Origin of the sequence: Actinomadura sp. 6N118 (genome assembly GCF_044326415.1) — a bacterium.
In the GTDB taxonomy this organism is placed as follows: Bacteria; Actinomycetota; Actinomycetes; order Streptosporangiales; family Streptosporangiaceae; genus Spirillospora.
This window is the reverse complement of sequence record NZ_JBIRAZ010000015.1, coordinates 79,194-99,958: the sequence shown is the minus strand read 5'-3', so window position 1 is coordinate 99,958 and position 20,765 is coordinate 79,194. Positions and strand designations below refer to the sequence as shown.

General features: G+C 70.5%; 20 protein-coding genes. 4 read left to right on the top strand and 16 right to left on the bottom strand.

Going from position 1 to position 20,765, the window contains the following annotated elements:
• Positions 1-66: 66 nt before the first annotated feature.
• Positions 67-831 carry a response regulator gene (locus ACH34W_RS34235; protein ID WP_395965286.1) on the bottom strand — a complete coding sequence of 255 codons (765 nt, stop codon included), beginning with the start codon at positions 829-831 and terminating at the stop codon, positions 67-69.
• Positions 828-2,075: a sensor histidine kinase gene (locus ACH34W_RS34230; RefSeq protein WP_395965285.1), complete on the bottom strand. Its 1,248-nt coding sequence runs from the start codon at positions 2,073-2,075 to the stop codon at positions 828-830. The genes ACH34W_RS34235 and ACH34W_RS34230 overlap by 4 nt, the downstream gene beginning before the upstream one ends.
• 103 nt (positions 2,076-2,178) lie before the next feature.
• Between ACH34W_RS34230 and ACH34W_RS34225 the strand changes: the two genes are divergently transcribed.
• The 4 genes from ACH34W_RS34225 to ACH34W_RS34210 all read left to right on the top strand — a co-directional run bounded on the left by ACH34W_RS34225 (position 2,179) and on the right by ACH34W_RS34210 (position 5,988).
• A complete protein-coding gene (locus tag ACH34W_RS34225; protein WP_395965284.1) occupies positions 2,179-3,567 on the top strand; it encodes a hypothetical protein in 1,389 nt (462 codons plus the stop codon).
• The gene (locus tag ACH34W_RS34220; RefSeq protein WP_395965283.1) at positions 3,564-4,097 is read left to right on the top strand and encodes a hypothetical protein; all 534 of its coding nucleotides are present in this window, start codon (positions 3,564-3,566) and stop codon (positions 4,095-4,097) included. The genes ACH34W_RS34225 and ACH34W_RS34220 overlap by 4 nt, the downstream gene beginning before the upstream one ends.
• A gap of 96 nt (positions 4,098-4,193) precedes the next feature.
• The gene (locus tag ACH34W_RS34215; protein ID WP_395965282.1) at positions 4,194-5,261 is read left to right on the top strand and encodes a hypothetical protein; all 1,068 of its coding nucleotides are present in this window, start codon (positions 4,194-4,196) and stop codon (positions 5,259-5,261) included.
• 25 nt (positions 5,262-5,286) lie between these two features.
• Positions 5,287-5,988 (top strand): hypothetical protein, encoded by a 702-nt coding sequence (locus ACH34W_RS34210; protein ID WP_395965281.1) that lies wholly within the window; start codon positions 5,287-5,289, stop codon positions 5,986-5,988.
• A gap of 96 nt (positions 5,989-6,084) precedes the next feature.
• Here the strand turns inward: ACH34W_RS34210 and smc are convergent, their stop codons facing one another.
• The 14 genes from smc to recG all read right to left on the bottom strand — a co-directional run bounded on the left by smc (position 6,085) and on the right by recG (position 20,732).
• A complete protein-coding gene (smc, locus tag ACH34W_RS34205) occupies positions 6,085-9,753 on the bottom strand; it encodes a chromosome segregation protein SMC (protein ID WP_395965280.1) in 3,669 nt (1,222 codons plus the stop codon).
• 750 nt (positions 9,754-10,503) lie between these two features.
• Positions 10,504-10,701 carry a hypothetical protein gene (locus ACH34W_RS34200; RefSeq protein WP_151571373.1) on the bottom strand — a complete coding sequence of 66 codons (198 nt, stop codon included), beginning with the start codon at positions 10,699-10,701 and terminating at the stop codon, positions 10,504-10,506.
• 178 nt (positions 10,702-10,879) lie between these two features.
• Positions 10,880-11,161 carry an acylphosphatase gene (locus ACH34W_RS34195; protein ID WP_395965279.1) on the bottom strand — a complete coding sequence of 94 codons (282 nt, stop codon included), beginning with the start codon at positions 11,159-11,161 and terminating at the stop codon, positions 10,880-10,882.
• Positions 11,162-11,233: 72 nt separating this feature from the next.
• Positions 11,234-12,148, bottom strand: coding sequence for a bifunctional DNA-formamidopyrimidine glycosylase/DNA-(apurinic or apyrimidinic site) lyase (gene mutM / locus ACH34W_RS34190; RefSeq protein WP_395965278.1), 915 nt, complete (start codon positions 12,146-12,148; stop codon positions 11,234-11,236).
• Positions 12,141-12,341 carry a DUF1737 domain-containing protein gene (locus ACH34W_RS34185; protein WP_395965277.1) on the bottom strand — a complete coding sequence of 67 codons (201 nt, stop codon included), beginning with the start codon at positions 12,339-12,341 and terminating at the stop codon, positions 12,141-12,143. Before ACH34W_RS34185 ends, mutM begins: the two co-directional genes overlap by 8 nt.
• Positions 12,342-12,351: 10 nt before the next feature.
• Complete coding sequence (gene rnc / locus ACH34W_RS34180) at positions 12,352-13,104, bottom strand: ribonuclease III (protein ID WP_395965472.1); 753 nt, start codon at positions 13,102-13,104, stop codon at positions 12,352-12,354.
• Between the two features lie 341 nt (positions 13,105-13,445).
• Positions 13,446-13,625 (bottom strand): 50S ribosomal protein L32, encoded by a 180-nt coding sequence (gene rpmF, locus ACH34W_RS34175; protein ID WP_344536842.1) that lies wholly within the window; start codon positions 13,623-13,625, stop codon positions 13,446-13,448.
• A 3-nt stretch (positions 13,626-13,628) separates the two neighbouring features.
• Entirely contained in the window at positions 13,629-14,213 is a 585-nt protein-coding gene (locus ACH34W_RS34170) for a YceD family protein (protein ID WP_395965276.1), read from the bottom strand.
• A gap of 204 nt (positions 14,214-14,417) precedes the next feature.
• The gene (gene coaD / locus ACH34W_RS34165; protein WP_395965275.1) at positions 14,418-14,897 is read right to left on the bottom strand and encodes a pantetheine-phosphate adenylyltransferase; all 480 of its coding nucleotides are present in this window, start codon (positions 14,895-14,897) and stop codon (positions 14,418-14,420) included.
• Positions 14,898-15,023: 126 nt separating this feature from the next.
• The gene (locus tag ACH34W_RS34160; RefSeq protein ID WP_395965274.1) at positions 15,024-16,469 is read right to left on the bottom strand and encodes a penicillin-binding transpeptidase domain-containing protein; all 1,446 of its coding nucleotides are present in this window, start codon (positions 16,467-16,469) and stop codon (positions 15,024-15,026) included.
• Between the two features lie 137 nt (positions 16,470-16,606).
• Positions 16,607-17,170 (bottom strand): 16S rRNA (guanine(966)-N(2))-methyltransferase RsmD, encoded by a 564-nt coding sequence (rsmD, locus tag ACH34W_RS34155; RefSeq protein WP_395965273.1) that lies wholly within the window; start codon positions 17,168-17,170, stop codon positions 16,607-16,609.
• Between the two features lie 202 nt (positions 17,171-17,372).
• Positions 17,373-18,344, bottom strand: a complete 972-nt coding sequence (locus tag ACH34W_RS34150) for a HEAT repeat domain-containing protein (protein WP_395965272.1) — start codon at positions 18,342-18,344, stop codon at positions 17,373-17,375.
• Positions 18,345-18,387: 43 nt separating this feature from the next.
• Positions 18,388-18,477, bottom strand: coding sequence for a putative leader peptide (locus tag ACH34W_RS34145; protein WP_395965271.1), 90 nt, complete (start codon positions 18,475-18,477; stop codon positions 18,388-18,390).
• A 68-nt stretch (positions 18,478-18,545) separates the two neighbouring features.
• Positions 18,546-20,732, bottom strand: a complete 2,187-nt coding sequence (gene recG, locus ACH34W_RS34140; RefSeq protein ID WP_395965270.1) for an ATP-dependent DNA helicase RecG — start codon at positions 20,730-20,732, stop codon at positions 18,546-18,548.
• Positions 20,733-20,765: the final 33 nt, after the last annotated feature.

Sequence of the window (20,765 nt, the reverse complement as noted above, 5' to 3'; positions counted from 1 at the left end):
GCCGGGCCCCTAGGGCCCTAGGGCCCTAACCGCGCGCCCGCGGGGGCCTCAACCCGGCATCACCGGTCAGCCGCCTGGTGGCATTCCGAGCCAGGTCACGATGGCCGTGGCCCGATTGGGCACGCCCAGCTTGGCATATATCCGGTTGATGTAGTTCTTGACGGTTTTCTCCGTCAGAAATAGCTTGGCCGCGATGTCAGAGTTCGCATGTCCCTGAATGATGAGGTCCATGACTTCGATTTCGCGGGCGGAAAGGCCGAAACGCGACCTGTGACCGGCCGGGTCGGCCGGTGGCGGGGCGGCCTGTCCCGTCCGGGTGGCCTCGATCAGGGCGGCGGACGCGACCTGTGAGAGGGGGTGGGCCCGGTGCAGGACGGTCTCGCGGATGGCCGCGGCGAGCTCCTCGATCGTGAACGAGTTGTGCACGAGATAGCCGACGGCCCCCCTGCGCACCGCCGTGAGCACCACATCGGGGTCCTCGACCTGGGTGAGCATGATGACCCGGCTGAGCGTGCTCAGCGCCTCGACGGCGTCCACCCCGTCCACGTGCGGCATCCGGACGTCGAGCAGCGTCACGTCCGGCAGCAGGCGCCGGGCCATCTCGATGGCCTGGCCGCCGTCGCCGGCCTCGCCGACCACCTCGATGTCGTCGCTGGTCTCAAGCGCCATGACAAGGCCGGAACGGATGAACTGGTTGTCGTCCACGACCAGCACGCGATACGACCCGCCCGGCCCCGACCCGCCGCCGCCATCTGGTCGCGGTTCGCCGCCGCCTGGTGGTGTCGTCCCGTGGGGGGCCGGTCCTCCGGGGAACGCAGGGTGGCCGTTCATCGATCCCTCCTCCTCGTCAGCGCGGCGCGCCCACCGGCCGCGTCCTCCCCCGCGAAACGCACCGTGATCCCGGTGCCCGCCCCCGGCAACGAGTCCACGATCAGCTCGCCCCCGGCCCGCCGTGCCCGTTCGTGCATGCCAAGGAGGCCGTAGTGACCCGCACCGCTGAGCGCGTCCAGCCAGCCTTCGCCGCCCGGGCGGATGGACAGGCCGTGGCCGTCGTCGCGCACACAGACCTCCAGCAGGTCCCGGTCCCCGACCACGCTGATCTCGACGCTGGACGCCCCCGCGTGCCGGCTCACGTTCTCCAGCGCCTCTTTGACGATCGCCAGCGTCTCGTGCCGTGCGCTCAGCGGCAGGTCGACGCCGTCCTGGACGCGGGTGCGCACCGGGATGCCGGCGGACCGTTCCCACTCGGCGGCGATCTCGTTGACCGCGACGCCCAGCGGGTGTTGCACGGCGTCATCGCGCAACTCGGCGATGAGCTCCCGCGCCTGCCGAGCCGCGACCTGGGCTGCGGCGGCGATGCGCTGCGCCTCCACCTCGGCTCGTTCGGGCGACTTGCGGATCCAGGCGGGCAGCCCGGTCGACGCCAGCGCGATCCCCGACAGGGTGCCGGTCAGCGAGTCGTGCATCTCCCTGGCCAGGCGGGAACGTTCCGCCGCGGCGAGCGCCAGCGCCTCCGACTGCCAGCGTGCCTCTTCGGTCTCGGCCTGCTCGTGGTACAGCCGGCGCAGCACAACCCCGACCAGCGCACTGATGACGTAGAACGAGGGCATCGCCAGCAGCAGCGGCAGCCCCACGGCCCTTACCTGCTCCACCTGCTGGCCCAGCGCGACGTAGTAGAGCACCGTCTGCTGTGCGCACAGGAGGAGCACGGCCGGCCAGCGGTACAGCAGGCCTGCGAGGCCCGCGGCCACGATGGTGACCAGGAAGTACGGCCCGATGATCCCGCCCACCGCGAGCACGGCGTACCCGATGAGCACGTCGAACGCGAGCAGTGCCGGCTGGTCGAACAGCCGGGGGACGAGCCGTTCCCAGCCCATCAGCGCCACGCCGGACACGAGCGCGGCCACGGCCAGGACCCACAGCCCCTTGAAGTTGCCCCGGACCTCGTTGTTGATCAGCACGGTGATACCGACGACCAGCACCCGCACCTGCATGAGCAGGACGAATGTCAGGCCGATGCGGGTCTCGAGGGAGCTCCGCATCGTCCCGCCGGGCAACCCCTCGTCGCCGACCATCTCAGGATCCCTCTCGAAACGCGGCACTGGACGGGAAACGCCGTGATTCCACACAACCGCCGCACAGCGAACACTAGCCACATTTAACCCGGAGGTCCCTACGATGCCCGCGAAAACAGGCGTTCCCGACGGCACGCGGCGGACCATGCCCCAGCCGGATGGTGCCCGCACGCCCGCCGAGTTCGTCACGTCGATGCGCAAGCTCCAGTTGTGGTCCGGCCTCTCAATGGAGGAACTGGAAGCCAGAGTCCGCGACCCGGGTAGCGTGCTCGTTCCTGGTGGCCTGGCAGCCCTGTTGTCCGGCGATCTGTTGCCTCGCGAGGAAACGCTCGGGGCGTTCCTTGTCGCCTGCGGTTGTGTCCCCGAGGTCCGCGCGCGCTGGCTGGAGGCCCACGCCCGCTTGTCCGCCGTACGCTCGGCGCCCCCTTCTCCGGATGTCGAGCCCGGAGACGTCCGAGTTGCCGGCCCTGTCTCCAAGGCGCGCCCCAGACCCACGGACACCCGCCCCATGATCGCCCGACCGGTGATCGCCCGGCCTCCCGCGGCGCACCCGGTGCAGGAGCGGCCGCAACCGGCGCAGGGGCATCCGATGCAGAAGCCACCGCAACCGGCACAAGAGCATCCGGCGCGGAAGCCACCGCAACCGACATCCGAGCATCCGATGCAGGAACCGCCACAATCGACACCCGAGCATCCGATGCAGCGCTCGTCCGGCGAACGGCGGGCATCGGCCGAACGGCGCATTGGCCGGGAGCCCCGCGTTGCGGGAAGGCATCGTTCGACCGGCGAGCTGCCGGTGGTGGCCGCTCCGGCGCGGGCGGGACGGCACCGGGCCTCCGGCGAGTTCCCGGTGGTGGCGCGGCGACGGCGCGCCCCCATCTCGCCGCAGGCCGCGACGGTGTCGCTGATCACGGCGGCGGCAGTGGTCTTCGCGCTGGTGAACAGCGCGGACGGCGAGGGCAGGGAGGCCGGCAAGGCGTCCAGGACACAGCGGGCAAAGACCGCCTTGCCTCCCAAGGACGGGCTCTACATGCTCAGCCCCGTGACCGGCGAGCCCACCGTCAACTGCCTGTCGATCATGAACGACGACGCGCTGCGGCCGACGCTCTCGCAACATGTCTGCGACCAGGAGGACCAGACCGAGCACTTCCGCCTCGAGTCCCTGCCCAAGGGCGGTCATGTGCTGAAGGGCCAGGCGGCCCCGAACGAGAAACCCAGATGCGTCACGCTCGACGGGGGCCAGGACCGGGCGAGGCTGCATCTCAAGCAGTGCTTTCCGGGCGATGAGCGTCAGCGGTTCACGTTCGAGCCGATCGCCCCGCCGCCGGTGAACGGCACGGCGATCTTCCGGATGCTGCCCGCGCTGACGCACGCGAACGGGATGTGCGTGGGCGTCGACCCCGCCAAGCCCGGTACGGTCCACGCCGTGCATACCTCGTGTTTCCGGGCAGGCGTTCAGGGTTTCACGTTCACCCCCGTGAGGGGTTCGTGAAACGACTGCTGATCCTCTGCGCCGGCGGGCTCCTCTGCGTGGCGCTCCTGGGGACCTTCGCCGTCGTCATGTACGGCGAGGACGGTCCGGCCACGCCCAACTCCCCCGAAACGCCTGTTTCCTCCGTACGACCCCGATTCACAAGGCCGCCCTTGTGGGGTCCCGGCAGCTCACCTGACATGGCAGGCATCAAGGGGGCGCGGACGGCCCTGCAGGCGGTCCTGCGCGGGCACGCGCACGGCGACGTATCGGCATGCCGATACGTCGACCTGCGCGGGCCGTTCGCCACGAAGAAGAAGGGGCCGCTGCGCGGCGACTGCACGAAGGGGATGCGAGACGGGCCCCACGACCTGCGGCCGCGGGAACGTCAGGCTCTCTGGGAGATCAGGGTGACAGGCGGCAAGCTCACCAAGCCGACGGAGGCCGTCATCCCGTCCCTCGGGCTGCAGTACGACCACGGATACTTCCTGTCGCCTCAGCCGACCTTCACGTTGCAGCGGTTCGGCGGAAGGTGGAAGGTCGTGAAGTAACGTCCCGCTACCCCCAGGGGGAACAATAGTTACTTTCGCCTAAAGGATCGCTACGATGCCTCCACTGGCACTCGCTGATCTTTAGGGGAAGAGAGAGTGACCGCGAGCACCGTGGCTCCGCAACCCGGCGAGGTGGGAACAGCTGCCGAGTTCCTGTCTCAGATGCGACGGCTCCATGCCTGGTCGGGGTTGTCGCTGCCGGAGCTGGAAACGCGGCTCCTCGCGGTCGGCATCCTGGTCCCCGGTGGCCTCGGCGGCCTCCTCGGAGGCGACGTTCTGCCCCGCCCGGAGCTCGTCGCGGCGTTCGTGACCGCCTGCGGGTGTACGGACGAGGCGCGCGAGGCGTGGATCCGCGCCCGCGAGCGCGTCGGGACCGAGCCCGCGACTCAACACGAGCCCGCGGCTCAGTACGAGCCCGCGGCTCAACACGAACGCGCGGAGCCGTCGGACACACAGCCCCGCCTGCCCGTGAACGCCGGACGCCGCGGGCACCGTCGCGCCGTCCCGCGCCCCGGCGGCCGCCGCTCGGCCTCGCTCCTTGTCGCCACGCCCGCCCTCATCACGATCGCGGTGGTCGCGGTGTCCCTCTACGCGGCGGCCGGCAACGATCCGGAACGCAAGGCCGGGACGACCAAGGCCGCCGGGCCGCCGGCGATCCCCCCGCCGAAGGACGGCTGGTACGTGACCAACCCGATGGTCACGGCGCAGTCGGAGATGGACGACTGCCTGTCGATGCTCCCCGACGACTCGTACGAGCCGAACGTGGGCCAGGACCGCTGCGCGCCCGAGGATCCGCTCCAGCGTGTGCGGCTCCAGCCCTTCGGCGGCGGCACCACCGTGATCCAGGCGTTCAACATGTGGGACAAGATCTGGTGTGCGACGCTCGCCGCACGCGAGCCCGGTGCCCGCATCCTGCTGCGTCCCTGTGTGTCCGGCGATCCGCTGCAGAGCTTCACGCTGTCGGCGACGGGCTCGACCGCTCACGGGCGCCAGATCTACCGGCTGCAGGCGTCGTCCACGCGGCAGAACGGGATGTGCGTCGGCGTCAAGGTCGATCACCCCGCCACCGCGCACACGGTCCATACCAACTGCGGTCAGGCCGGCGTGGTCGGTTACATCTTCACCCCGGTCAAGACCCCGACGAGTAGCAGCAACCCCTCCTGACCCGTGCCCGCCAGAGAACACCCCGATGCCAGGTAAACGACGCGCCACGCATGCCCCCCGCCCCAGCTCCGGCAAGGGACCCAACGGGCGCACGGTGTCGCTCCTGGTGGCCGCTCCCGCGTTCTTCACCATCGTCGTGATCATTGTGTCGCTGGTGGTCGCCGCGAACCGGAACCCCGGCTCCGGCAAGCCCGCCCCCACGAGCCCGGCTCCGGCTCCGGCGCCGACCCCGCCTCCGGATGGCTGGTACACGGTCAAGCCGGTCACCGGCGAGCCGCACGGTGACTGCGTCGCCGTCCTCCAGGACAACGAGGGCGAACCAACCCTGTCGCAGCACAGATGCGACGCAGAGGACAAGCTGCAACGCATCTGGCTCCAGTCGATCGACGTCCGGACCTATCTCATCAAGGTCCGGACGAGCCCCACGGCCTTCTGGTGCACCACTCTCGCCTCCCGGGAGGAGGGCGCCCGCCTGCACGTGAAGCCCTGCGACAGGAGAGAGATACGCCAGCGGTTCGTCCTCGAACTGGCTCCCGGCGAGCAGCAGGCCACGACGCCCGTCTTCCGGCTGTCGCCCGCCGCCACCCGTTCGAAGGGGATGTGCGTCGGCATCGACACGGCCAAGCTGAGCCCGCAGAGCACGCGCCATGTCCTCCAGACCCCGTGCGCTCGTGCGGCGGTGCGGGGCTACACGTTCACCCCGACGCTGGCGCCGCACAACAGCTGACGGGCGTCCGGTCGTGCGAAGGCCGCGCCCTCAGGTCACGCGGATGCCGCCGTCAGGCCACGCCGAGGCCGCAGTCAGGTCGCGCGAAGGCCGCCGTCAGACGGTCTCGTGCTCCCGCATCCGCTGGCTCACGACCTGGGTGACGCCGTCGCCGCGCATGCTGACGCCGTACAACGCGTCGGCGCCCTCCATCGTGCGCTTCTGGTGGGTGATGATGATCAGCTGGGACGACTCGCGCAGCTCCTCGAACACCCTCAGGAGCCGCTGCGTGTTGGTGTCGTCCAGCGCCGCCTCGACCTCGTCGAGCACGTAGAACGGCGACGGCCGCGCCTTGAACACCGCGACCAGGAACGCGATCGCGACCAGCGACCGCTCACCGCCGGAGAGCAGCGACAGCCGCTTGACCTTCTTGCCCGGCGGCCGTGCCGAGACCTCGACGCCGGTCGCGAGCATGTCCTCCGGCTCGGTGAGCGAGAGGCTGCCCTCGCCGCCCGGGAACAGCCGCGCGAAGATCCGCTCGAACTCCCGCGCGGTGTCGTCGTAGGCGGCGGCGAACACCTGCTGGACCCGGTCGTCGACCTCCTTGACCACGGTCAGCAGGTCGCGCCGCGTCTTCTTGAGGTCCTCCAGCTGCGAGGTCAGGAACGCGTGCCGCTCCTCCAGTGCCGCGAACTCCTCCAACGCCAGCGGGTTGACCCTGCCCAACTGGTTGAGCTGGCGTTCGGCGGCCTTGGCGCGCTTTTCCTGCTCGACCCGCTTGTAGGGAACGGGCTGTGCGTCCTCTGCGGCCTCGGGCCCGGGCGGCACGAGCACCTCCGGGCCGTACTCCGACACCAGCGCCTCGACCTCCAGCCCGAACTCCTCCAGCGCGCGCTGTTCGAGCTGCTCCAGCCGCAGGCGCTGCTCGGCCCGCGCGACCTCGCTGCCGTGCACCACGTTGACCAGGCGTTCCAGCGTGCCGGACAGCTCCCGTACCTGCGACCGCACCACCTTGAGCTCGGCGTCGCGCGCGGCGCGCGCCCGCTCGGCGGCCTCCCGCTGGGCGACCGCCGCCGCGAGCGAGAGCTCGATCCGGTCCAGCGCGGTCCGCGACCCCTTGAGCACGGCTTCGGCGATCTTGGCCTGGCGTTCGCGCCGCGCCCGCCGCCGGGCCGCTCGGGCGCGCTCCTCGCGCTCGCGGCGCGCGCCGCGTTCGAGGGCGTCGGCGCGGCCGGCGATGGCCTGGACCCGCTCCTCGGCGGTCCGCACCGACAGCCGGGCCTCCATCTCGACGGCGCGCAGGTTGCGGCAGCGCTCGTCGAGCTCGTCCCTGGCGTCGGTCTCGTTGCCCATGTCATCGGCGACCTCGGCGGCCTCCTCTGACTCGGCGAGCCGGACGGCCAGTTCCTCGGCCGCGTGGACGTCCCGTTCGAGCGACTCGTTGGCGGCGTCGAGCGCCTTGGTGAGCCGTTCGACCTCGCCGCGCGCGGCGCGCACGCCCGCCTCCAGCCGTGCCGCGTGCTTGGCCTCCTGGGCCGCCTTCGCCTCGAACTCGCGCAGCCTGGCCCGCACCCGGTCAAGCTCGGACTGGGCCTGGTTGACGCCCGACTGCGCCTGGTTGACGGCGGACTGCGCGGCGTCCAGCGCGGCCTGCGCCGTCTGCTCGGCCTCGATCGCCGCGGCCAGTTCCTCGGCGCCGCGTTCGGCACCGGTCTCGGCGGCGGCAAGATCCTGGGTGGCCTGGTCGAGCGTCGCCCGCATCTGCAGCAGGCTCTGCCCGCCGCCCGCGGCCCCGCCCAGGGCCCAGTGCGCACCGAACAGGTCGCCGTCCCGGGTCACCGCGCGCAGCCCCGGCTCCCGCCGGACGAGCTCACCCGCCGCCGCCAGATCGTCCACCACCGCGACATCGCGGAGCAGGTGCTCCAGCGCGGGCTGTACGACGTCGGGGACGGTCACCGCGTCGATCGCGTAGTCGACTCCCGTTACCCGGGGGATCGTGCCATCTGGCCCGCCGCCCACCAGTACACCCGCACGCCCTGCGTTACGTGCGCGCAGCAACGCCAGGGCGGCCTCGGCCGTGTCGACCGAGCCCACCGCGATGGCCTCGGCCGCGTTGCCCAGTGCCGCCGCGATCGCCGTCTCGTATCCGGGCCGTACGGTCAGCAGCGAGGCGACCGTGCCCAGCACGCCTTCCAGGGATCCGTCGGTGCCCGCCGAAAGCAGGGCCTCTCCCCCGTCGGCGGCGCTCGCGAGGGTCAGATTGAGCGCCTCGATCCGCGCCTGGAGCGCGGCGACGCTCTTCTGCGCTGCCTGGTCCGCGGTGCGGGCGGCGGCGACGGCGGCCCGCCCCCGCTTCAGCTCCTCACGCGGCCCCTCCACACCGGTACGGGCGGCCTCGACCGCCTCCTTGGCGACGGCGAGACTCTCCTGGGCCACCTCGTGCTCGGCGGCGAGCTCCGGATCCTCGATGACCTCTGCCTCGTACGCCTCGAACTCGGCCTGCGCAGCCCCGGCACGCTGCTCGGCCTCGGTCCGGGCCTCGGCGAGACGCCCGATCTCCGACTCGCCCGCCTGCGCCTTGCTGCGCAGCGCGTCCACCCGGCCGCGCAGCCGCGCCAGCTCCTCACGGCGGTCGGCGGCAGCCCGGGCGGCCGACTGCAGGCGGCGTTCCTCCTGCGTGAGCGCGTCCTCGGCGATGGATCGTTCTTCCACGGCACCGGCGAGCCCTTCCTGGGCCTCCTCCAGGGCGGCGCGGAGCATCTCTTCCTGCTCGCGGACGGCGACCGCCTCGCGCTCCATGTCCTCGGGGTCGCGCCCGCGCCGCTCCTCCTCGCGTGCCTCGGCGGCGTTGCGATGCCGTTCGGCGGCCAGGTCGGCGATGCCGCGCAGCCGCTCTTTCAACGCCGACAGCTGGAACCAGGTGTCCTGCACCTGCGCCAGCTTGGGCGCCTCGGCGGCCTCCTCGGCCTCCAGACCGGCCTCGCGCTCCTGCGCACCGGCCAGGGCACGCTCGGTCTCGGCCCGGCGCTCCCGGATGGCCGCCTCGTCCGCGGCCTCCTGGTCGAGCTTGGTCGTCAGCGTCATCAGATCGTCGGCCAGCAGCCGCAGCCGCGCGTCGCGCAGATCGGCCTGGATGACGGCGGCCCGGCGAGCGATCTCGGCCTGCTTGCCGAGCGGCTTCAGCTGCCTGCGCAGCTCTCCGGTGAGATCTTGCACACGCGTAAGGTTGGCCTGCATCGCGTCCAGCTTGCGGAGCGCCTTCTCCTTGCGCTTGCGGTGCTTGAGGACGCCGGCTGCCTCTTCGATGACGGCCCGCCGCCCCTCGGGCCCCGAGTGCAGCACGCGGTCGAGCTGGCCCTGGCCGATGATGACGTGCATCTCACGGCCGATGCCGGAGTCCGAGAGGAGCTCCTGGATGTCGAGCAGACGGCAGGAGTCGCCGTTGATCGCGTATTCGCTCTGCCCCGACCGGAACATCAGCCGGCTGATCGTCACCTCGGAGTAGTCGATCGGCAGGGCGCCGTCGGTGTTGTCGATGGTGAGCACGACCTCCGCGCGGCCCAGCGGCGGCCGGGTCGCGGTGCCGGCGAAGATGACGTCCTCCATCTTGCCGCCGCGCAGCGACTTGGCGCCCTGCTCACCCATCACCCAGGACAGCGCGTCGACCACGTTGGACTTGCCGGATCCGTTGGGCCCGACGACACAGGTGATGCCCGGCTCGAACTTCAGCGTGGTCGAGGACGCGAAGGACTTGAAGCCGCGCAGCGTCAGGCTCTTCAAATACACGCGCCTGTGTCCTCCTCCAGGGGATCATGCAGGGTAAGGCCATCCCCGAACCACGGCCTGTTCCTCTTGTGCCCAGGAGGGCCAGCCCCCTGTCGCGCCCGGTGATACGCCTGGGAGCGTGTCGAACGATACCGGTCAGGGCCCTGGGGACCCGGCATCTAAGGCATCCGGGCTCCGGGACGCTGCGCTTTCGCGCACCTCCCAATGTGCCATGATCTGCCCGTTTGTGCGCTGTGACCCCCCGAAACACATGCCGGGCACACCAAAACGATCACAAGACGGCGCTCGCAGCCGCACACGACGCGTGCCGCTACCGTGAAACGACGCATACGGCCGACGCATATGACGCGTAGGACTGCCGTGTGCGACTGCCGCGCGTACGACGCGTGCGGTGCATGACCACGTGAGCTTTCCTCGCCCGTCCGTACTCGCAGGTAAGGAACTTCTAACCTGCGGGTACGGAAAAAGATCAATGTGACCTTTTCCGCCTAGTTTGATGGCGAATCCACGACAACGACCGTGTGCTCAGCGATGTGTTCGCGGAGCGTGACGGCGGACGCCGGAGAACCGGAGCGGACAAGCCGCCCGGCGGAAGAGTGGGGGCGAGGTGATGGGCCCAGATCAGACGTTGCGACACCGGGCATATAAGTCCGGGCAAATACGATCCGGGCAATACAAAGGGCTGGGGGGCGGTGGAGCAAGCTGCGGCTTGCGACCTGACTCCGCCCTTCCAGCCCGAGAAGACGCCGACTAGGTCAGCGCCGGTTCGCGATCCTTTACTCCGAGCGACACGATGTCGTCGTCCGGCGCCGTTGCCAGCGCGTCGTTCTCTGCCTGAAGCCGTACGAGCTCGGCCTCCAGATCACGTACACGCCGCTGAAGACGCCGCATCTCCGCGACCATCCGGGGGTCGGGACCGCCGACGTGGCCGAGTAGAGCCTTCGCCATGACTAAGGGTCCTCCACGCTGAGTAACCAGCAGGGATCGCGCACAACGAGCAAATGAAGCTGGTGCGCGTATCGTCTAGAGTCGCACCGGCCGGTGTCCTGGTCAAGATGGACATCACAGGCCGGTAACAACCTGTCGTCACCAGTTTAGCAGGTACAAACCGGAAAACCCTACCCGGTCACCTCTCCTGGAAACCGGGGAGCCCGCCGCGCGGCTCGCCCCAGCGTTCGGTGACGCCCGCGACCCGTCCCGGGGTACCCGGACCCCTCAGAAGCTCCAGCAATCGCTCACAGGACGAACGGGGCCCTTCGGCCACCACCTCGACCCTGCCGTCCCGCAGGTTGGTCGCGCTGCCGACCAGGCCGAGCTCCAGCGCCCGGGCCCGGACCCACCAGCGGAAGCCGACGCCCTGGACGCGACCGCGGGCCCAGGCGGTCAGCCGTACGCTCTCGTCGTCCATCGTTGGCCCCTGGTGGTAGGTCGTCGTTCCTGGTGGCGAGGTCCCTGGTAGCACGGCTCTGGTAGCACAGCCCTAGTAGCGAGCCCGGCGCGGGCGCGGCTGGCATGCCGGGCAGCTGTACGACGAGCGGTTCATGAACACGTCGCGCCGGATCGCGGACCCGCACCGGCGGCACGGTTCGTCGCGGCGCCCGTAGGCGTCCAGCGAGCGGTCGAAGTAGCCGCTCTCCCCGTTCACGTTGACGTAGAGGCTGTCGAACGAGGTGCCGCCGACGTTGAGGGCCGCCGACATGACCTCTCGCGCGGCGGTGAGGACGCGGGACACCTCGGCGCGGGTAAGCGTCTCCGTGGGCCGTGCCCAGTGCAGCTTCGCCTGCCACAGCGCCTCGTCAGCGTAGATGTTGCCGACCCCGCTGATCAGCGACTGGTCGAGCAGCGCCCGCTTGATGCCCGTGCGGCGGCGCCGCACCGCGCGGAAGAACGCGTCGTCGTCGAACGCGCCCTCCAGCGGGTCGGCGGCGATGTGCGCGATCGGCTCGGGCACCAGGTCGCCGGATGCGAGCGGGTCGGGAACGAGGGGGTCGGGGACCAGGTCGGTCATCATCAGGTGCCCGAACGTCCGCTGGTCGACGAAACGCAGGTCGTGCTCGCCGTCGGTGAACGTGATCCGGACCCGCAGATGTTTCTCGCGTTCCCGGCCGGGCTCGCCCACCAGAAGCTGACCGCTCATCCCGAGGTGCGCGAGGAGCGCCTCCACGGGCCTTTCCTCTGGCTGCCCGGCCTCGGTCAGGGGCAGCCACATGTACTTGCCGCGGCGGCGCGGGGCGACGATCGTGCGGCCGGTCAGGAGGCCGGCGAAGTCGTCGGCGCCCGCTGTGTGCCTCCGGACGGCGCGCGGGTGCAGGACCTCGACCACGTCGGTCGTCCGGCCGGTCACCCAGCTCTCCAGTCCCCGGCGGACGACCTCGACTTCGGGAAGCTCAGGCATCGGTGCGCCCTCCCCCGTCCGGGAGCACGAGGGCCTGCCCGACGATCACCTGCTCGCGGGCGGCGTCGAAACCCATCGTGGGTGAGCCGTACAGCTCGTATCCCTCGTCGAGGAGCGTGCTGATGCGCTTGCAGAACTCAGCGTCGTCCGGACCGGTGATCATCCGGTAACGCAGCCGGGAGGTGTCAGCCATGGGACCCAGGTTACGGCCGCTGAGCAGTGGGACCGGCGTCGCCCGCGTTTCCCGCCGCCTCCGCGTTGAACCCGTTGGGGCGTGCGTCGGCGCCCCGCACGGCCTCCCCGGCCTCGCGGGCCACGACGATCTCGCGGATGGCGTTCCAGGCGGCCTCGGCGGCGTGCTGCTCGGCCTCCTTCTTGCTGCGTCCCTCGCCCGAGCCGTACGTGCTGCCGCCCACCCGCACCGAGGCGCGGAAGGTCTTCTGGTGGTCGGGGCCGCTCTCGGCGACGTGGTACTCGGGCACGCCGAGCTCCTCCACCGCCGTCAGCTCCTGCAGCGAGGTCTTCCAGTCCAGCCCGGCGCCGAGCCCGGCGGAACGGGTGATCAGCGCGTCGAACAGCCGGTGCACCAGGGCGGAGGCCTCCTCCAGCCCGCGGTCGAGATACACCGCGCCGATCAGCGCCTCCAGGGTGTCGGCGAGGATCGAGGCCTTGTCACGGCCGCCCGTGCCCTCCTCGCCCCGGCCGAGGCGGATGTGGGCGCCCACGCCCAGCCCGCGCGCGACTCCGGCGAGGGCGCGCATGTTGACCACCGCGGCCCGCAGCTTGGCCAGCTGGCCCTCGGGGAGATCGGGATGGTCACGGAACAGGGTGTCGGTGACCACCAGGCCGAGCACCGAGTCGCCCAGGAACTCCAGGCGCTCGTTGGTGGGCAGCCCGCCGTTCTCGTACGCGTAGGAACGATGGGTGAGCGCACGTTCGAGCAGTTCGGGGGTCATCTCGACGCCCAGCGCACGCGACAGCTCCGCGCGATCCGGCGCGGGGTCATGGGTCTTGCCGGTCACAGGCCCTCCTCGCAGGGCTCATACCACTCGGTGTGGTGGCCGCTACGGCGTGTGACGGCGGTGCCGACGCGGAAGCACGGCACGAGGGAGGGTCCGCGAAGACGAGGTGCGCGCCGGTTGATCATTCCCGGCGTGCACCACGGCCTCGGGCGCCGACCCGGTGCCGGTCGCACGCGCCGACGTCACTCGCCGGGTGGTCGGTTCGATGTGGTCGGTTCAAGCGCCTCGAGGGGCGGCCGCGCCTGCACGCGAAGCCGCCCCCCGAGACTCAAAGATCAAGCCGACGGCGCGACGACCTGCCGCCGGTCATAGGTGCCGCACGACGCGCACACGGTGTGGGGCAGCTTCTGGTCACGGCAGGTCGGGCACTCGACCAGGGTCGGCGCCGCGGTCTTCCACTGCGCACGCCGGTGCCGCGTGTTGCTGCGCGACTTCTTCCGCTTCGGGACGGCCACTGGTCAGCCCTCCTGCTTTCGTTCTCGTAGGTCTGTGATGCCTTGCAGCGCCGCCCACCGGGGGTCGGCGACGTCATGATGGTGGTCCGGACCGGCGTCCGCCAGCCGTACCCCGCACTCCGGGCACAGGCCGGGACAGTCGTCCCGGCACAGCGGGGACAGCGGCAGTGCGAGCAGCACCGCGTCCCGGAGCACCGGCTCGAGATCGATCAGATCGTCCTCGAGGCGGAGCTCGTCGTCGTCCGCGTTCCCGCCGGAGCGGGTGTCAGGATAGACGAAGAGCTCCTGGAAGTCCGCCTCGAAGGTCGAGGCGATCGGGTCTAGGCAGCGCGCGCACTCCCCCTCCAGGGGAACCCACGCCGTGCCCGTGACGAGCACGCCCTCCAGCACCGACTCGAACCGGAGATCCAGTTCGAGCTCGGCGCCCTCGGGCACGCCCACCATCTCGACGCCGAAATCCTCCGGTGCCGGCACGGTCAGGGTCTGCTCGCGGGACGACCCGGGTTGCCTGCTGAGAGCTCGGGTGTCGAGCACGAGCGGCGCGTTGGGATCGAGGCGAGACAGCGGAATCCTGCTTTCGTGAGGCATGGCGAATTGCGGCCGTCGGTCCTGGCCGACTCCCCAGGGTACCGAACGGAGGCCTGCCTACCCAACTCGCCTTCCCGCAGCCCCCACCCAACCACCCTCTCAACGGACCAAGCTGCGCTTGCCAGCCTTCCCGCAGCCCCCACCCAACCACCCTTCCAACGGAACAAGCTCCGCTTGCCAGTCTCCGCGGCTAAGCCGCGCTTGTCAGCCTTCTTGGAGGCGTTCGACGAGGCGTTCGTGGACGAGGTCGGGGATCAGGCCGGACACGTCGCCGCCGTACTTCACGATCTCCTTCATGAGGCTGGAGGAGAGGTAGGAGTAGAGGGGGTTGGTGGACATGAACATGGTCTCCACACCCGCCATCCGGTGGTTCATCTGGGCCATCTGCAGCTCGTACTCGTAGTCGCTGACCGCCCGCAGGCCCTTGACGATCATGGGGATGTCGTTCTGCCGGCAGAAGTCCACGAGCAGGCCGTGCCAGCTGTCGATCTTGACGTTGCCGTACTCCCTGGTGACCTCTTCGAGCATCGCGATGCGCTCGTCGATGGTGAAGAGCCCCTGCTTGGTCTTGTTGATCAATACGGCGACGACCACCTCGTCGAAGAGGCGGGAGGCCCGGCTGATGATGTCGAGGTGCCCATTGGTGACGGGGTCGAACGAGCCCGGACAAACGACACGGCGCACGAGGTGGCTCCATCCGTTGCGACTGGCCTTCTGTGCAGGTGGCGGCCTGCGGCGCGACCGTACCAAATCGGATTCGGTCGGCCCTCACCGGGCTTCCACCGGCGCGGGCGCCGAGCGTGGCGGAGGTCAGCCGGCGAGCGCGTCGACGATCTCAGCGGCGATCGGTCCTGACTTGATTCCATACCCGTCGGCCTCGGTCATCACCGCGACCGCGTACCGCGGATCGGATTGAGGGCCATATCCGATGAACCAGCGGTCGTTGTAGGACCTGGCCTCGACGTCGGCGGTCCCCGTCTTGCCGCCGACGATCGACGAGCCCTGCAGCTCCTTGCCGGTGCCTGACCGGATCACCGCCCTCATCATGTCCCGCAGCTGCCCGGCTCGCACGGCGGTGAGCGGGCGGCTCAGCGTCCCCGGCTTCGCGTCGCTGACGACCGAGCCGTCGGGCGCGCGCAGCTTGTCGACCAGATAGGGGCGCATGACCTTGCCGTTGTTAACCACACCGGCGGTGACCATGGCCATCTGCAGCGGGGTGGCGATCGTGCTGCCCTGCCCGATCGAGCCGAGCGCGCTCAGCGACGGCTGGTCGGTCTTGGGGAACGAGCTGGCGGCGCTGGTCATCTTCCCTTCGGCGACATCAATCTTGCTGTAGAAGCCGAAGCCCGCCGCCTGGTCGCTGACCGCCTTGGCACCCGGCGCCTGCGCACCCATGTAGGCGAACGTGGTGTTGCAGGACTGGGCGAACGAGTCGATCAGCGGGATGGCAGGCTCGTCGCACTGGCCGCCGATGTCGGCCGCGTCGTTGTTGATGGCCTGGCCCGCTCCCGGCGGCCGGTAGCTGCGCCTGGCCCTGACCCGTGAGTTCTCGGTGCCGCCCGCGGTCAGCGCGGCCGCGGCGACCACGGTCTTGAACGTGGAGCCGGGCGGGAAGACCTCTTTCATCGCCTTGTTGAGCAGCGGTTTCAACGGATCGTCGTTGAGCTGCTTGAACCTCGCCGTCGCAGCCTTGCCGTCCAGTGTGGACACCGTGTTGGCGTCGTACGACGGCGTTGAGGCCATCACCAGGATCGCGCCGGTCTTCGCGTCCAGCGCGACCGCGGCACCCCGGCGGGCGCCGCTCGACCGGAGCGCCTCGTAGGCGGCCTGCTGCGCCTTCACGTTGATCGTGGTCTCCACCGTGCCGCCGGGCGTCTTCTTGCCGAGCAGCTTGTCCAGGAAGGTGCTGGTGACCAGGCGGGGGTCGGTGCCGTCGAGGAAGTGGTTCTCGGCGTTCTCCAGGGCGCTCTGCGAGAAGACCGAGAAGTAGCCGGTGACCGGGGAGAAGACCTCGCTGTTCCAGTACCGGCGGCGGTAGGTCTTGGCGTCGGTGACCTTCTCCGACCAGGCCAGCTTCCGGCCGCCGGCCACGATGGCGCCTCGCTCGATCTTGTTGCGGTCCTCGAACTGCCGCGCGTTGTGGGGGTCGTCGCGCAGGTTCTCGTACTCGAAGCCCTGGACGTACGTCACGTTCACCATCAGGCCGAGGACCATCAGCAGCGCCACGATCCAGGTACGCCTCACGGCCTTGTCCATGCCAGGCCCTACCCCCCGAATTAGCGCGACCACCTGAGGTGGTCGCGCACGCCCTCACACAGCGATCCGCTTACCTTCACATATCGGACACCGCCATGACCAGCGGTCTTGAGGAAATGGATCATCAGGGAGCGGGGTCAGCCATCGGCGCGGCCGTACCAGAAGACAGCCTCGCCGTAGCGGCGGTCGCGTTCGGCGGTGTAGCCGTCCGGCCATTCGAACGCCGGGCCGCGCACCGAGCGTTCGACGACGGCCAGGGCGTCCGGCGTGTACCAGCCGTTGTCGCGCAGGTCGATGAGCAGGTCGGTCACGGCCGCGTCGGTCAGCGCGTACGGGGGGTCGGCGAAGATCAGGTCGTACGGCTCGTCCGGGGGGCGCCGGACGAGCCGTTCCACCTTGTCGGCCACCGGTCGCGCGCCGGGCAGCCCGAGGGCCGCCGCGTTCTCCCGGACGACCTTGATCGCGCGCGGGTGCGACTCCACCAGCAGGGCGTGCGCCGCCCCGCGCGAGAGCGCCTCCAGCCCGACCGCGCCGGACCCGGCGAACAGATCGGCCACGCGCAGCCCGTCGAGCGGGCCCAGCAACGCCTGGACCGTCGAGAACAGGCCCTCCCGGGCGCGGTCGCTGGTCGGCCGGGTGTCCCGGCCCGGCGGGACCGCCAGCCGGCGTCCTCCTGCGCTTCCCGCGATGACCCTCGTCACCGTCCTCCAGCCCCCACCCACCGCCATAAAGGGACGAGCTCCGCTCGGCCTCTCTCCGCTCCAGCCCCTACCCACCACCATCAACGGACGAGCTTCGCTCGGCCTCCCTTGATTATGGCGGTGGCGCGGACCGGCCGTGATCGGGCGGGCGGGATGCCCCACCCCGGAACATCCCGCCCACGTCTCTTTGACGACCGGCGGCTCAGGCGAGTGCCCAGCGCGCCTGGGTTTGCACTCCGGGGTCAGGATCGGCCAGCGCCTCGGTGAGGGCTGTGACGACCTCGGGACGCTCCGAGGCCCACTGCTCAAGGGACTGGACCGCGGCCCGGCGCACGTCGACGATGCGGTCGCGCAGGGCGTGCAGGAGCGGCTGGACGGCGACGTCGGGAGTGGCCTGCGCCAGCGCCAGGGCGGCCCGCTTGCGCACCTGCCAGCCGGCGTGCGCGATCGAGGTGATGACGCGGCCCTCCAGCGGCTCGGGCAGGCCGAGCTCAGCGGCGGCGTCCAGCGCCGCCATCCGTACCACCGGGTCGTGGTCGGCGAGCAGGTGTTCGAGGACGGGCAGTCCGGCGGGGTCCGCGAGCCGGGCCAGGCCCTCGGCGACAGCCACCCGGACCTCACGGGCGGGGTCGTCGGCGGCCTCGGAGACCGCACCGGCCGCGCGCAGCGCGACGAGGCCGAGGACCGCTTGGACGCGCACGTTCGTCTCCCCGTCGTGCAGTCCCTGTTCGTACAGCTCGCCGGCGCCCTCGGTCAGGACGGCGAGCAGCGCGGCGGCGGCCTCGCGGGCCAGCCTGTCGCGGCCACGCGAGGACACCAGCAGGAGCCCCCGTACCCCCTTGTCGCCGAAGAAGACCTCGGGCAGGTCACGAAGCGCTTCGGCCGCGAACCGGCGCACCTGCTCGTCCTGGTCCGCGAGCGCCCAGGCGAGCGTGTCGCCCAAGCCGCGCGGGCTGTCGCCGCCGCTCGCGTTGTCGATGAGCACATGGAGCGCGGCGCGGCGCACCTCTGGCTCGGGGTCTCGGAGGTAGGGCTCGATGTCGCTCACCTCAGGGTGAACGATCTGGCGCAGCTCAGTGACCCGGGCGGCGAGCCCGGGGGCGGACGTGGTGTTGGGAGTCGTGGTGTCGGGTGTGGTGGTGTCGGGTGTGGCGATGGCGTCGGTGATCATCATGATGAGGCCTCCAGCTGCCGTCTGATCCGGTTCGGGTCGGGGATCAGCGGAGGGGACACAGCGCGCTGGCCTGCCGCCGGAGATCGACGTGCCGGCGAGCGGTCAGGGGCTCTCTCGGATTCACACACCCCATGCTCAGCCCTATTTCCTATAAAGTCAACCTACTAAGTAGGAATTAGCCTGCCACCCGATGGGCAAGGCTCAAGCCTTCTCCAGGTAGTCGGCGCGTTCCTCGTCCAGGAGGGAGGCCAGCTCGGCCGCGAGACCGGGGTTGGCCTCCAGGTCCGGATCGGCCTCGACCAGCAAGGTCGCCTCGTCCCGGGCGTGCAGGATGACCTCCTCGTCGCGCTGGAGCGTCAGGAGCCGCAGGCTGGACGAACGCCCGGCCTGGGTCGCCCCGAGCACGTCGCCCTCCCGCCGTTGCTCCAGGTCGAGCCGCGACAGCTTGAACCCGTCCGTCGTCGAGGCCACCGCGTCCAGCCGTTCCCGCGACTTGCTCCCCGCCTCCGCGTCCGTCACCAGCAGGCACAGGCCCGGCAGGGTCCCCCGGCCGACCCGCCCGCGCAGCTGGTGCAGCTGCGACACCCCGAACCGGTCGGCATCCATGATCACCATCACGGTGGCGTTGGGCACGTCCACGCCCACCTCGATCACGGTCGTCGCCAGGAGCACGTCCAGCTCCCCCGCCGAGAACCGGCGCATCACCGCGTCCTTCTCGTCCGGATGCAGCTTGCCGTGCAGGACTCCCAGCCGCAGCCCCGCCAGCAGGACCTCCAGCTTGGGCAGCACTTCCATGATCCCCAGCGGGGACCGCCGCTCCCCGTCCTCCTCGATCGTGTCGCCCTCATCGCCCTCCTGCTCACCGATCCGCGGGCAGACGATGTAGATCTGGCGCCCGGCGGCCGCCTCCTCCTTGATGCGCTCCCACGTGCGCGCCAGGAACGCGGGCCTCTCCGGCGGCACCACATGCGTCTTGATCTCCGAACGCCCGGCCGGCAACTGGTCCAGCACCGACGTCTCCAGGTCGCCGAACACCGTCATCGCGACCGTCCGGGGAATCGGCGTGGCGGTCATGACCAGCACGTGGGGCCGCCCGCCGGTCACCTTCTCCCGCAACGCGTCCCGCTGCTCGACCCCGAAGCGGTGCTGCTCGTCCACGACCACCAGGCCCAGGTCGGCGAACTGCACCTGGTCTTGCAACAGGGCATGCGTGCCCACCACGATGCCCGCCGCCCCCGAGGCCGCGTCCAGCAGCGCCGCCTTACGCGCCTTGGCTCCCTGCGACCCGGTGAGCAGCGCGATCTTGGTCGCGTTGTCGGCTCCCCCCAGCTGCCCGGCCTGCGCCAGCTCACCCAGCATTCCGGTGATCGACCGGTAGTGCTGCTGCGCGAGCACCTCGGTGGGCGCCAGCAAAGCCGCCTGCCCACCCCCGTCCACCACCTGCAACATCGCCCGCAACGCGATGATCGTTTTGCCGGCTCCGACGTCGCCTTGGAGAAGGCGGTGCATGGGGTGTTCGAGGGAGAGGTCTTCGGCGACCTCGCGGCCTACGTCGCGCTGGCCCTTGGTGAGTTCGAACGGGAGACGGGCGTCGAACCCGTCGAGAAGGCCGCCCTCGATCGCCGGGCGGGCCTTGGCGGGCAGGGCCGCGGCGGCCAGCCGGCGCTGGGCCAGGGCGATCTGGAGGACGAACGCCTCGTCCCACTTGAGGCGTTTGCGGGCGCGGCCGAGCTCCTCCCAGTCCTTGGGGCGGTGGATGCCCTCGTACGCGTCGCGGAGGCCGATCATGCCGTAGCGCTTGAGGGTGAGCCGGGGCATCGGGTCGTCGCCGAGTTCGAGATGGTCGAGGACCATGCCGACGGACTTGGTGATGGCGTCGATGTCCAGGCCCTTGGTGGCCGGGTAGATCGGGATGATCTCTTCGGCCCACTCCTGGGCGGCCGCGGCGTCCTCGCGGGCGTGGATCGGCTTGTACTGGGGGTGGGTGAGCTGGCGGACGGCCCTTCCGCTGCGCGGACGGTAGGTGCTGATCTTGCCGGCGAACAGGCCGCGGGTGCCCGGGGAGAGCTCCTTTTCGGGCTTGTACGAGCCCTTGCGGCCGAAGAAGCTCAGTTTGAGCTCGCCGGTGCCGTCGGTGACGGTGATCTCCAGGACGTAGCCGGGGCTGCGGGTGAGGGTGCGGCCCTGGACCTTGACGACTTCGGCCATCACGGTCACGTGCTCGCCGTCCGCCAGGCTGTTGAGCGGCGTCAGCTCGCCGCGGTGGGCGTACCGCCGGGGGTAGTGGTGCAGCAGGTCCCCGACCGTGTGCAGGTCGAGGCCGCTCGCCAGAACCTTGGCGGTCTTGTCCCCGAGGACCTTGCGCAACGGCTCGTCGAGTTTGGCCACCTGTCTTTTCTAGCCCATGGAAGGGACAGCGGG

Coding starts and splice junctions, on each gene's coding strand:
- ACH34W_RS34230 (WP_395965285.1), bottom strand. CDS start 2,075: ATGGTCGGCGACGAGGGGTTGCCCGGCGGGACGATGCGGAGCTCCCTC.
- mutM (WP_395965278.1), bottom strand. CDS start 12,148: ATGCCTGAGCTTCCCGAAGTCGAGGTCGTCCGCCGGGGACTGGAGAGC.
- ACH34W_RS34225 (WP_395965284.1), top strand. CDS start 2,179: ATGCCCGCGAAAACAGGCGTTCCCGACGGCACGCGGCGGACCATGCCC.
- ACH34W_RS34150 (WP_395965272.1), bottom strand. CDS start 18,344: ATGATGATCACCGACGCCATCGCCACACCCGACACCACCACACCCGAC.
- ACH34W_RS34145 (WP_395965271.1), bottom strand. CDS start 18,477: ATGGGGTGTGTGAATCCGAGAGAGCCCCTGACCGCTCGCCGGCACGTC.
- ACH34W_RS34160 (WP_395965274.1), bottom strand. CDS start 16,469: ATGGACAAGGCCGTGAGGCGTACCTGGATCGTGGCGCTGCTGATGGTC.
- ACH34W_RS34210 (WP_395965281.1), top strand. CDS start 5,287: ATGCCAGGTAAACGACGCGCCACGCATGCCCCCCGCCCCAGCTCCGGC.
- ACH34W_RS34170 (WP_395965276.1), bottom strand. CDS start 14,213: ATGCCTCACGAAAGCAGGATTCCGCTGTCTCGCCTCGATCCCAACGCG.
- ACH34W_RS34235 (WP_395965286.1), bottom strand. CDS start 831: ATGAACGGCCACCCTGCGTTCCCCGGAGGACCGGCCCCCCACGGGACG.
- ACH34W_RS34200 (WP_151571373.1), bottom strand. CDS start 10,701: ATGGCGAAGGCTCTACTCGGCCACGTCGGCGGTCCCGACCCCCGGATG.
- rnc (WP_395965472.1), bottom strand. CDS start 13,104: ATGACCCCCGAACTGCTCGAACGTGCGCTCACCCATCGTTCCTACGCG.
- ACH34W_RS34185 (WP_395965277.1), bottom strand. CDS start 12,341: ATGGCTGACACCTCCCGGCTGCGTTACCGGATGATCACCGGTCCGGAC.
- ACH34W_RS34195 (WP_395965279.1), bottom strand. CDS start 11,161: ATGGACGACGAGAGCGTACGGCTGACCGCCTGGGCCCGCGGTCGCGTC.